Here is a 12,429-nt window from a genome sequence, read left to right as displayed (position 1 = left end):
AAAAGGAGAGATAGCCATGAGTAAAGTTCGGATCGGCATTATCGGAGTAGGATTAATTGGTATTACCCATTTACAAAGATATGCAGAAATTGAAGATGCCGAAGTGGTTGCAGTATGTGATATTAATGAGGAGGCGGCACGGCGGGTTGCAAGCCAGTTCAATGTCCCTGATATTTATACAGATTTCCGCGAGCTGCTCCAACGCGATGATATTGAGGCCGTCGATGTATGCCTTCATAATAATTTTCATGCACCGGTAACGAATGAGGCATTGCGCGCCGGTAAACACGTTTATTGCGAGAAGCCCATTGCAGGCACGTATTATGATGGCCAAACCATGTTGGACACAGCAGAAGATACAGGCAATATGCTGCACATCCAGCTCAACACTTTATACAAGAAAGAAACCCATGCAGCTATGGCGCTAATTGAAGGCGGTGCTTTAGGAAAGCTGTATCACGCAAGAGCAACAGGCTTCCGTCGCAGAGGTCGTCCGTTCGTAGATGGATACGGCACGAAATTTTTCAATCGGAAGGAAACTGCAGCTGGTGGAGCCCTAATAGATATGGGCGTTTATCATATTGCGCAGCTATTATATTTAATGGGAATCCCCAAGCTGGAGCGTGTGTCAGGTAAAATCTATCAAGAAATGGATATGGACCCTGTCCGTCGTGCAGAATCGGAGTTTGATGTGGAGGAGCTAGGGGTAGGCTTAGTCCATTTTGAAGGCGGGGCTACCATGGATATTATTGAAGCCTGGTCCATTCAATTAGATGGTTTCGAGGGGCCAAGTCTGGTAGGCAATAAGGGAGGGATACGATTCCCGGTCAGCAATCCCAATCTGCTACAAACGCCGTTTTCCTATCATTCGACTGTATGTGACATCGATTTGGACAGTACGGTAAATTTGAACATTATGAGCCGTCGCTGGAGCGGTATCAGGGAAAACTATACGGCATATAACTCTTCGCAGGAGCACTGGATTGCAGCTTTGCAAGGAAAAGTATCCCTGCTTCCAACGGCCGAGATTGCACTGAAAACGATGATGATTAGTGAGGGCATCTATTTGTCTGACAAACTGGGTCGTGAAGTGACGGCAGATGAAATTGCAGCGCATTCCAAATCCACACTTGTTTGCGTATAAAATGTAAAGACGGTCTGGATAAACCCTGCAGCGCTTGCTGCGGGGGACTTTTTTTCAGTTGTGAGAGGAGAGGGGATTACGCGTGCCGGAAGAAAACGTACGGATTGTTGGTAATCAGATGTTAAGGATGCTTAAAGTTTTCAATTTTGTTGTGTATGGTGCAATTGCCATCTATAGTACTTTTTTTGCTTTATACTTGCAAAACCTCGGCATTTCCAAGGTTCAGATTGGTCTGCTTGTTTCAGGTGGGCCGTTAATTGGTTTGGTCGCCAACCCGCTATGGGCGTATTTTGCAGATAAAATACGCAATAATAAAAGAATTCTTATAATTTGCTTAGTAGGTAACTTCATCTGTATGCAGTTTGTGTTTTTAGCGGAAAATTACGTGTGGATTTATAGCTTGATGCTCTTTTTCTTTGCTTTTCAAAGCCCGCTGTTTACACAATCCAATAGTTTGATTCTCAATGTGATTGATGGGACCAAACATAAGTTTGGTGAGATTCGAGCGTGGGGCTCGCTTGGTTGGGCGCTTATTGCAGTTGCGGCGGGGCCCATTATTGGCTGGCTTGGAATTCGGCAGTTATGGATTGTATTTGATTTCATGATGCTGATGGCCATCTGCTTCACATTCCTCCTTCCAAGCGGCAATGAACGGGGATTAAAAGAGAAATTTACGAATAAAGGGTACTTGCAGGTTTTTAAAAATAAATTTTTTATTACCTTTGTCATTCTAGGTGTATTGATTTCCATTCCTAACTCTATCAACCTTACTTTCATTTCTATATATATACGTGATTTGGGCGGCTCAAATACGATGGTCGGCTGGTCCGCATTCGCAACCGCTATTTTGGAGGTTCCTGTATTTTTATTGCTGGACCGTTACTTAAAGAAGCAGTCCGGTACGATGCTGGGGTGGGTGATTATTATCGCGATGCTATTTTCCTTCCGCTGGTTATTGATGTCGTACGCTGCATCAGCAATCCAGGTGGTATTCATTCAGCTGCTGCATTCGGTTACCTTCGGTGGCTACTATTATATGGGTACTCAGCTAACCTCGCATTTGGTGCCTAGTCCCTATCGTTCAAGCGGTCAAGCGATTTACGGTTTAACCTGGGGAGGCATTTCCGGAATTGTGGCAGGTGTTGTCGGAGGATGGATGTTTGAGAACCTGGGGCCGACAACCTTATATCAAATATGCTTCGGGTTAACTTTAATTGGTGTAGTAGGATTTTTCTTGCTATGGATTTTTTTCAAGCGTCAAGAAAAGAGCGGCCGACTGCGGTATGCAGACTCTTACACCGCATGAACCCATTGTAAAAGTAGCAACACATCAAGGAAGGGGCGGCTCGCCTCTTCTTTTTTTATTTTTATTCCCGACGGATCGTGCTATCAAAGAATTACAATTTACAACCGAATCTTAGACACGTCAGCTGCTGAACAATACAAAAAAGTTTCTGATTTTCAGATATTGACGTTATATTAAAAAGTGGTTATAATTTACATCAATTAATAGTAATAATTACAATTAAGTATTTTCGTTGAATTCTCTGCTCAAAAAAAAGTCTAGGAGAATGTGGAGATGAAATTGGAAATTGAGTTTGTAAAATTCAATCCTACTCAAAACATGACCATTCTTGTAAGGACACAGCATCCAATTAATGAGTATGCATACATTGCATCAAAAATGATGTCTTATGACCACGTGTATGCTGAACAAGTAGGCTTCATCGAAGAACCGATTCATCATGGAGCTGCTGCGCATCTTCAAATGGCGGGAGGTGAGTTTTGCGGAAATGCATGCATGGCATTGGCCGCACTTATAGCATCTGAACGAGGAATAGTACATAACGATTGGATGAATATCGAATTAGAAGCATCGGGAACAGAACAATTCATCGCGTGCCAAGTGAAAAAAATCAAAGAGCAATATGTATGCCAAGTTTCCATGCCAATCCCTAATAAAATTGAGAAAAAGACACTCAATTACGAGGGCGACGATTTGGATATTGCTATTGTGAGGTACCATGATTTTCTGCATATTGTAATCGAAGTCGAGCAGTTTGATCTGACGATGAGAAACAAGGCCCAAGGCCTTGCCAAGCTACTGGGGGTAGTGTTAGGTGCGAACTTAATTGGTGTTTTATTGTTCAAGTCCGACTCTCATGAGTTGGCTCCTCTCATTTATGTACCGCCTTTAGACAGTATGATCTGGGAAAGAGGCTGCGGGTCGGGTACGGCTTCCCTTGGGGCCTATCTCTCCTGGATTCGCCAAGCAGCTATAGCTGTCCCTATCAGGCAACCAGGCGGCACGATTCATGTTACGGCCGATTGTTATCAGGATGAGGTAACGAATCTCCGAATTGAAGGTTCCGTCGAAATTGTCGCTCAAGGCAAGGCTTATATCCATATTTGAGATTAACGATACTTAGAATTCCATAGAAACGGGGCGGAAGAATTGACGACAACCGTATGGCTTCAGCAACTATTGACGGATTATTTAAATAAATTCATAAATTTGGCTGAACAATATGACGGCACCATCCGGAACAGCTCGGAATTAGAGCAGGTCGTCGATGACTATTCCGCTTTCATCACAAACAAGCGAAACCAGGATGCTTGGGAACAGCTGGAAAGGCAATCCTTGAGCGAGACTCTCCAGCTAGCAGCTGAGTTAAGGAAGACGTCGGCGCGATGCGTTGCGGTAATGGAGAAATACCGCGCCTTGAAGCTGCTGAGCGGGGAGACCGATCGAACCGACTACTTCCGTAATATTGAATCCTGCATCGAGCAAGAATTCGGAAGCTTTCAAGTCAGCCCTGATTCCAAGGTGTTCATGGTAGGCTCGGGTTCATTTCCCATGACGCCCTTGTTAATTGCTAAGCGTACAAATGCAGAAGTGATGGGTATAGACATCGATAGCGAGGCTATCGAGCTCGGTCGAAGGGTTGCGAATATGCTGGGAAGCGGGCTGCGTATTAGACTCGAGAATGCTTCCATTGAACATCTTGATTGGGTGAAGGATGCGACCCATATCGTTTTTAGCTCAACGGTTTCGAATAAGTATGTTCTGCTAGACCGTCTGCATTCGTTAACTCAGGAGCAAGTGGTCGTGGCGATGAGATATGGCAACCGGTTGAAGTCTTTATTCAATTTCCCCATGCAGGATGTCGATGGACGTAAATGGAGGCTGGTAGATACCATCCTGCGTCCCGACCATGTGTTTGATATCGCGCTGTACCAAAAAGCATAGGGTGTACATAGAGGAAGAGGCAAGATTGATTTGAAACGAATATTACTATTGGGAACGGGTCCTGCTACCATTCAGCTTGCCGTCTTGTTCAAAAACCGGCTGAACTGTCATGTTGGAATCGTCGGACGAGAATCCGTTCGTTCGGAATCGTTCTTCACGGCGCTTCAGCAAAATAACCGGCGTATTCACGTCGGTATTCAGAATGAAAAGCATCGCCAGTTGGAAGGCGATTGTGTAATTGATCGAATATTTCGTGGCTATGATACGATTACGGATGAATGGGATACGGTTATTTTATCCGTGACGACGGACGCTTACCTCAAGGTTTTACAGCAAATGAGCATACAGCTTATAAAGCAAGTAAAGTGCATCCTATTGGTTTCTCCGACCTTCGGTTCCAACAGCTTACTACGCCAATATATGAGTGAGATCTCTTCGGAGGCAGAAATTATAAGCTTTTCTACCTATCTTGGAGATACGCGTTGGATGAATGATAAGCCTTCGAACCATGTGATCACGACCGGCATGAAGAAAAAAGTGTACATAGGCTCGACGCTCGAAACTTCCGATAACGTCAAGCGTCTTTGCGAGCTGTATGAGCAGCTGGGAATAAACTTGGAGGTTATGCCTTCTCCGATCGAAGCGGAAACGAGAAACATTTCTTTATATGTTCATCCCCCGCTTTTTATGAATGATTTTTCATTGAACGCGATATTTGGAAACAACGCAGCAAAGAAATATGTGTACAAAATGTTTCCCGAAGGCCCCATCACCCAGGATTTGATTCGCAATATGCTGGCCGGATGGAAAGAAATCACGAACATTGTTGGTAGGTTGAATATACAAGGTGTCAATCTGATCAAGTTTATGATTGATGATAATTATCCGGTCAGATCAGAGAGTATATCGCGCTATGATATCGATCATTTCGTTGATTTGGAGACGATTCATCAAGAATATTTATTGTATATCCGTTACACGTCACTATTAATAGATCCCTTTTCCGATCCAGATACTGAGGGGCGCTATTTTGATTTCTCTGCCGTCCCCATTCGGTCGATCTTTATGAACAGGGAAGGGCAGTGGGATATTCCTCGAATGCCTAAGGAAGATTACTACCGGATCAAAATCATTCAAGGCATTGCGAAATATACGGGTACGAGCTGCCCGACGATTGATTCATTCCTTGCCGTCTACGAGCGTAAACTGGCGGAAGCAGCCCGATCCCTTAAGGGGGAATTGTTGTCGGATGCCTTCATCGTGCAAAGTTTTGAGGAAGATTTGAAGAGAATATACAGCGATATCGAGAAAAGAATAGGTTCCAGAACGCCGCATTAGGGACGTGCGCGTTATTATTAGGAGGATACGACATGATAAAAAGAATGTTGATTGTAATAGCGGTTTTCATAATGTCCATAGCATGGCTGGCCGGATGCACTGGAGGGAATGCTGCCAAAACGGGGTTAATGAATAAAACCGAAGAGCTGGTCTACGCTACAGCAAAGGATATCAATGATATGAATCCGCATTTATATGCAGGCTCCATGCCCGCTCAAGGGATGGTATACGAATCGCTGGTTGAAAATACGAAGGATGGCATCAAGCCGCTGCTGGCCGAATCCTGGGATATTTCCAAAGATGGCAAAGTATACACCTTCCATTTAAGAAAGAATGTGTCCTTCCATGACGGGGAGCCGTTTAACTCGGAAGCGGTGAAGAAGAACATAGAAGCCGTACAGCATAATCCGAACAAGCATTCCTGGATCAAATTGTCTACTAAGATCGTGAGCGTCAACGTCATCGATGAGCATACCGTAGAGCTGGTGCTATCGGAGCCTTATTACCCGGCTTTGGCCGAGCTGTCTATGACCAGGCCTTATGTATTCATCTCGCCTAAAAATTTCATGAACGGGGAAACCAAAGACGGAGTTAACGGCTACCATGGAACAGGGCCTTATAAGCTCACCGAACATAAAACCGATCAGTATGCCATCTTTGAGGCCAATGAACATTACTGGGGCGGCGTACCGAAGATAAAGAAAATAACATCGAAGGTTCTACCCTCAGGGGAAACGACGTTTTTGGCGCTGCAAAAAGGTGAAGTGAATTTCATCTTTACGGATGATCGTGGCGCAGACAGCATTGATATCGAAGCAATGAAACAGCTGACTGATTCGGGGAAATACCAAATGATTCGAAGCGAACCGATGAACACGAAAATGATCGTGGCCAACAGCAGCAAAAAGGATAGTCCCATTCATGAAACAGCCGTTCGCGAAGCGATCTGGTATTCGATCGACAGAGAAACCATCAGCAAGCAAATCTTTAACGGTATGGAAAAAACGGCCCAAACCTTATTCTCTTCTAACATCCCTTATGCCAATGTCGAGTTAAAGAAACGGGAATATGACTTGGATAAGGCTAAATCACTGTTGGAACAATCGGGATGGATACAGGAAAATAACGGTAAAGTCCGAACGAAAGCCGGAGCTCCGTTAACGATGAAGCTTTATTATGATGTGAATTCCTCATCGCAAAAATCGCAAGCTGAATTCATTCAAAATACGTTGAAAAAAATAGGGGTTCAAATGGATCTTGCAGGCGAAGAGTCTTCTTCTATCGCAAACAGGAGATCAACAGGCGACTATGATTTGCTGTTCAATCAAACATGGGGACTAGCCTATGACCCGGTAAGCACGATCGCCGCTTTTACTTCCAAATCCTCTTACTACCATACGACAAGCGGCATAGTACAAGCAGACGAGCTTTACAAGAAAATCGATGAAGTGATGGTGTCCACGGATGAGAACAAACGGAAGTCGTTATATGCGGATATTTTAGCCATTGTCCAAAATGAAGCCGTCTTTATACCGATTTCTAGCGGCAACATCACAGTCGTGGCTCCCACAAGCTTGCAAGGCGTCTCCTTTAAGCAAACGCAATATGAACTACCCTTCGAACGCATGGTTTTTAAATAGAAGTGAGAAAAAGGAGATCGCCATGGGAATATATTGCATCAAACGCTTGCTATTATCGATTCCTTTGCTTTTAGTTAGCTCATTTCTGACGTTTGGTTTAAACCATCTCTCGCCGTTAGATCCGGCTGAAGTGGTATTACAAGCGCAAGGGGTACCGACCATTACGGATGAGTTAATCAATGAGACGAAAGCGACTCTTGGAATGGACCGGCCGTTCTGGACCCGTTATTGGGATTGGCTCCTTTCCTGCTTGCAGCTTCATTTTGGAAACTCGTACGTTACAGGAAAGCCGGTATGGACCTTGCTTGGTCCGGCTTTTCTCAATACATTAAAGCTGACCATAATTTCCGTTATCGCCATTGTTGTGCTGTCCGTTACGCTCGGTGTCATCTGCGCGCTGCGAGAAGGAAATATACTGGACAAGTCGGTTCGAGGCGTTACTTTTGTTCTGACCTCCATGCCTTCGTATTTGCTTGCTGCGCTAATGATCTGGTGTTTCTCCGTCAAGCTCGGCTGGCTGCCTACAAGCGGAATGGATTCATATCCAAGCTATGTATTACCGGTTGCCGTCATGACGATCGGTTATGCGGGCATTTACTTTCGTGTCATCCGGAGCTCGATGTTAAGCAATTTAAATGAAGACTATGTGCTGTACGGTAGAGCCTGCGGCTTGCCGGAGAGCAAAATTACGATGCACATCGTAAGGAATTCCTTGCAGGTGGCCGTCTCAGTGTTTTGTATGGCGATTCCGACCATCCTGGGAAGCACGGTCGTTGTGGAAAATCTGTTTGCCTGGCCCGGGCTAGGGACATTAACCGTAAAATCCATCCTAAGCAGGGACTTTCCTATCATACAGGCCTATGTCCTGGTACTGGCTGCAGCCTTTGTGCTGTTTAACACCGTGTCCGATTTGATCCAAACGATGATGAATCCCAAGCTAAGGAAGGAACTATAGATGACATTATTTAAAACAATATGGAAAGACAAGCTGGCTGTCCTAGCTTTATCCGTTATCGTCGTAACCGTTATCGCCGGATTAGGGGCTCCTTACTTGGCGCCGCATGACCCGGAAGAAATCCATATGGAGCTTCGATTTGCAACTTCGTCATGGGAATATCTATTAGGCAACGACCATTTGGGGCGGTGCATCTTATCCCGATTAATCTATGGAATTCGACCCAGCATGCTCTGGGTGTTCGTTGCGCTGACCGTATCGGTATGCTTCGGTGCCATTCTTGGCTTCATTGCAGGTTACTTCAGGGGGAAAACGGATGCCGTTGTGATGAGAATTTGCGACGTTATGCTTTCTTTTCCGGGATATGTGATGTTATTGGCGGTGATCGGCGTGTTAGGTCCAGGGCTGGAAAATATTTTGATCGCATTTGTCTTAATGAAATGGGCCTGGTTTGCCCGTATCATCCGAACGTCCGTTATGCAATATGCCGAATCCGACTATGTAAGGTTCTCCAAGGTGCTTGGCGTCCATCACTTGAGCATTATGGTGAAGCATATTGTACCGGTTTCGCTTCCTGACATTGCGGTAATTTCTAGCAGCTCCTTCGGTTCAATGATTTTGCAAATATCAGGGTTTTCCTTCCTTGGACTAGGCATTGAAGCACCTCATGCGGAGTGGGGTATGATGCTGAATGAAGCGAGAGCGGTCATGTTTTCCAGGCCGGAACTCATGGTTGCGCCGGGTTTAGCCATCGTGATTGTCGTGTCGGCCGTTAACTTTTTATCCGACGCGCTTCAAACTGCTCTAGACCCTAAATTAATGGGTTCCAAATCCAAAATGCAAGAGCTGGCCGTCCCCTCCGCTGCCAAATCGCAAGGAAAAGAGGTGGCTTCATCCATCCATGTCTAATCTGGAGGTTTCCAATTTACGAATTTGGGATAGCCACTCAGGTAGGGTGCTGGTACCGAGCAGCTCGTTTCGAGTGAGACAGGGAAGCTGCCTGGCTATTGTCGGGGAGAGCGGGAGCGGCAAGTCTGTGACCTGCAGGGCTATCATGAGACTGAATAAAGCCGCAATTCGCCAATCCGGGAGAATGATGTTCAATGGGATGGATTTGGCTGAGCTTCCCGAGAGAGAAATAAGGAAATTGCGCGGAAAGCATCTGTGCATGATTTTGCAGCATGGCATGTGTGCTTTTGATCCCTCCTGCGTCATCGGCGTTCAAATCAAGGAGACGCTTGGCAGGCATTTCGGCTGGAATCGCCATAACATCGAAACCAACATGAAAAACGCCATGGAAAGTGTACGGCTAAAAGACCCGATCTCTATAATGAATCAATATCCTCATCAATTATCAGGCGGGATGCTGCAGCGAATTATGATTGCGTTGGCCATTGTCTTGGAGCCTGATCTGATTATCGCTGATGAACCGACGACGGCGCTCGATACGGTCTCTCAGTTCGAGGTCGTGGAGCAATTGGACCGATTGCGGGCCCGAATGGGCGGCTCCATGATCTTCGTCTCCCACGATTTAGGCGTTGTCCAAAAAATAGCCGATGAAGTTCTCGTCATGAAAGACGGAGAGATTGTGGAAAGAGGAACGTCTCAAACCATTTTTACGGAATCCCGGCATGAATATACCCGCTACTTGGTATCGGCGAAAGAGGCGCTGAATCAGCATTTTAAGAAGATCATGGGAGGCGTTGGCGTTGTTGATCGTGGATCGCGTGGAGAAATCTTATAGAAGAAATGGAATGTTCTCCCGAGAAAAGCATAAAGTGCTGCAAGGTATCAGCTTCGAATGCAAGCAGGGGGAATGCCTCGGCATTATCGGAGAAAGCGGAAGCGGCAAATCAACGTTGGGGCGTCTACTAGTAGGGATCGAGATGCCGGATCGGGGAACGATATTGTTCGAGGGGAAAAGGGTGGAGGAACGGAAATCCAGATTGGGAAATATCAGCGCCGTATTTCAGGACTATACGTCCTCCATCAATCCGTTTTATACCGTGAAACAGGCGCTCCAGGAGCCGATGAAACTGCAGGGAAATACTCCTCGGGGTATCGAAAAAAAGATGGAACTGCTATTGCACCAAGTCGGATTGAACCCCACCTATCTTAAGAAATACCCTCATGAGTTATCGGGGGGAGAAGCCCAGAGAGTATGTATTGCGAGGGCTGTGTCTACAGAGCCGAAATGCATTCTGCTGGATGAAGCTGTCAGCTCGTTGGATGGATCGGTTCAACTGCAGGTGCTTGAACTGCTTAAAAGCTTAAGGAGCATTTATGAGGTGAGCTATATCTTCATCACTCACGATATTCAGGCTGCCGCTTATATTTGCGATAGGGTGATGATAATTCGAAATGGACAAATCGAAGAAATAGTATCCATTGACCGATTGAAAGACGTACAGTCCGCGTATGCAAGGAAATTGCTGCAGATGGTCATTACGTAAAGAAAGGATGAAGAGTGTTAAAGGAGCCCTGTCTTGGCCTTTCCTGCGGCTATATTTATTGACGCTATTGTATTTCAGCGCCAATGCTATTCTCAATGTGATTATTCCCTTGAAGGGAGAATCCCTGGGCGCAAGCAACACGACGATCGGGATCATTATGGGAGCGTATTTGTTTACAACGATGCTGTTTCGCCCGTGGGCAGGCCGTGTGATTTACAAGCATGGGCCGATCCGAGTACTGCGTATAATACTTGTCATAAATGGGCTGGCTCTAATCCTGTACACGATTACAGGGTTGGGGGGCTATTTCGTCGCCCGCATGCTGCAAGGCATTTGCACCGCTTTTTTCTCGATGGCATTGCAGCTCGGCATTATTGATGCGCTGCCGGATAAGGATCGTTCCCAGGGGATTTCGATGTATTCCTTGTGCGCGTCCATGCCGGGAGTTATCGGTCCTTTACTTGCTCTGGGAATGTGGCGAACAAAGGATATGACCTTGTTTACGGTGGCGATGATAGCCATTGCCATTCTTACCGGGGTGACGGGGTTTAGCGCCAGAATGGACAAAAAGGAGGAGGGAATGGATAAGGGGAAGGCAGAGCAGGGAGTAACGATGCTTCATTCCTTCGGCCAGTTGGTGAAGAGCCCTCCTATGCTTAAATGCAGCGTCCTGATGCTGACAGCTTCCATTGTCTTTGGGGCGGTGACAATCTTTATCCCGCTGTACGCTGTACAAATAGAAGGTGGCAATGCGGCCATTTATCTCATGCTTCAGGCTGGAACCTTGGTTGCGGCTCGCTTCCTCTTAAGAAAGAAAATCCCTTCGGACGGCAAATGGCATACGACTTTTGTTATGGGTGTTATGCTTATTCTGACAGTGGCGGTGCTAAGCGTAAGCTATTCTTTCAATGGCGGTGCTGCTTTTCTTTATGCAGGCGCTGTATTGATGGGGGTTGCTCAAGCGCTGCTCTACCCGACGCTAACTACGTATTTGACCTTTGTATTACCGCCATCGAACCGCAATGTGTTGATCGGCTTATTTCTTGCCACAGCGGATCTGGGCGTTTCGCTAGGCGGTATTTTGATGGGTCCGATTGCAGATAAGTTCTCTTATTCCTCTATGTATATGATTTGTGCCCTCCTAGGCATGTCAATGGTCATCTTTGCTTCTGCTTCTAGTAGACGTGGCATTTTTGTTGGCTCAAAATAAACGGACAATGTTTTTGTGGCTGCCGAAAGGCAGTCTTATTTTTTTGAAAGGAAGTCACCGGGCAACGGATCTACATTTGGAAAAATTACCCAATACGACAAGCTTAATGCTTGCATTAATTCCTTTCATAGCTAAAGAAAAAGCTTGTAAATCAATTTGAAAAAATAGGAGAGGAAAAAAATGATATATATGTTATAAATGAACATACAATATATTTACAAGTTGTAACTTGAATGTTATAATCTGACTAATTCTTAGAAATGCGCATTATTATATGTTTATTGAGAAATGAAGATAGAGAGGTGAACAAAGTAATCGTATCCAAGAAACAGTGTGCTTTTGGGGAGCTTACATTTAGTACAGAAGGGTCTTGAAGGAATGGAAAGCGGTTACATCATGTTTTAAGGATTTATCAGGCTATTCAGCGTATGGTTCGAGA

General features: G+C 45.5%; 11 protein-coding genes. All 11 read left to right on the top strand.

From position 1 onward, the window contains the following. Positions 1–16 precede the first annotated feature (16 nt). The 11 genes from QMA13_RS23605 to cntE all read left to right on the top strand — a co-directional run bounded on the left by QMA13_RS23605 (position 17) and on the right by cntE (position 11,990). The gene (locus tag QMA13_RS23605) at positions 17–1,144 is read left to right on the top strand and encodes a Gfo/Idh/MocA family protein (protein ID WP_282936184.1); all 1,128 of its coding nucleotides are present in this window, start codon (positions 17–19) and stop codon (positions 1,142–1,144) included. An 82-nt stretch (positions 1,145–1,226) separates the two neighbouring features. Continuing rightward, positions 1,227–2,450, top strand: a complete 1,224-nt coding sequence (locus QMA13_RS23600) for an MFS transporter (RefSeq protein ID WP_282936183.1) — start codon at positions 1,227–1,229, stop codon at positions 2,448–2,450. Between the two features lie 273 nt (positions 2,451–2,723). Beyond that, complete coding sequence (locus tag QMA13_RS23595) at positions 2,724–3,557, top strand: histidine racemase CntK family protein (protein WP_282936182.1); 834 nt, start codon at positions 2,724–2,726, stop codon at positions 3,555–3,557. Between the two features lie 42 nt (positions 3,558–3,599). Then, positions 3,600–4,394 carry a class I SAM-dependent methyltransferase gene (locus QMA13_RS23590; RefSeq protein ID WP_282936181.1) on the top strand — a complete coding sequence of 265 codons (795 nt, stop codon included), beginning with the start codon at positions 3,600–3,602 and terminating at the stop codon, positions 4,392–4,394. A 24-nt stretch (positions 4,395–4,418) separates the two neighbouring features. After that, positions 4,419–5,732: an opine metallophore biosynthesis dehydrogenase gene (locus QMA13_RS23585; RefSeq protein WP_282943525.1), complete on the top strand. Its 1,314-nt coding sequence runs from the start codon at positions 4,419–4,421 to the stop codon at positions 5,730–5,732. A gap of 32 nt (positions 5,733–5,764) precedes the next feature. Next, positions 5,765–7,372: a staphylopine-dependent metal ABC transporter substrate-binding lipoprotein gene (cntA, locus tag QMA13_RS23580; protein WP_282936180.1), complete on the top strand. Its 1,608-nt coding sequence runs from the start codon at positions 5,765–5,767 to the stop codon at positions 7,370–7,372. A 22-nt stretch (positions 7,373–7,394) separates the two neighbouring features. Further along, positions 7,395–8,327, top strand: coding sequence for a nickel/cobalt ABC transporter permease (gene opp1B, locus QMA13_RS23575; RefSeq protein ID WP_282936179.1), 933 nt, complete (start codon positions 7,395–7,397; stop codon positions 8,325–8,327). Beyond that, positions 8,328–9,236: a staphylopine uptake ABC transporter permease subunit CntC gene (cntC, locus tag QMA13_RS23570; RefSeq protein ID WP_282936178.1), complete on the top strand. Its 909-nt coding sequence runs from the start codon at positions 8,328–8,330 to the stop codon at positions 9,234–9,236. After that, the gene (cntD, locus tag QMA13_RS23565) at positions 9,229–10,071 is read left to right on the top strand and encodes a staphylopine uptake ABC transporter ATP-binding protein CntD (RefSeq protein WP_282936177.1); all 843 of its coding nucleotides are present in this window, start codon (positions 9,229–9,231) and stop codon (positions 10,069–10,071) included. The genes cntC and cntD overlap by 8 nt, the downstream gene beginning before the upstream one ends. Further along, a complete protein-coding gene (locus tag QMA13_RS23560; protein ID WP_282936176.1) occupies positions 10,037–10,780 on the top strand; it encodes an ABC transporter ATP-binding protein in 744 nt (247 codons plus the stop codon). The genes cntD and QMA13_RS23560 overlap by 35 nt, the downstream gene beginning before the upstream one ends. A 7-nt stretch (positions 10,781–10,787) precedes the next feature. Beyond that, a complete protein-coding gene (gene cntE, locus QMA13_RS23555) occupies positions 10,788–11,990 on the top strand; it encodes a staphylopine family metallophore export MFS transporter CntE (protein WP_282936175.1) in 1,203 nt (400 codons plus the stop codon). The last annotated feature ends 439 nt before the right edge of the window (positions 11,991–12,429 follow it).

The organism is Paenibacillus sp. RC67 (assembly GCF_030020805.1).
Taxonomy (GTDB): Bacteria; Bacillota; Bacilli; order Paenibacillales; family NBRC-103111; genus Paenibacillus_S.
This window is presented reverse-complemented; position numbering and strand designations above follow the sequence as displayed.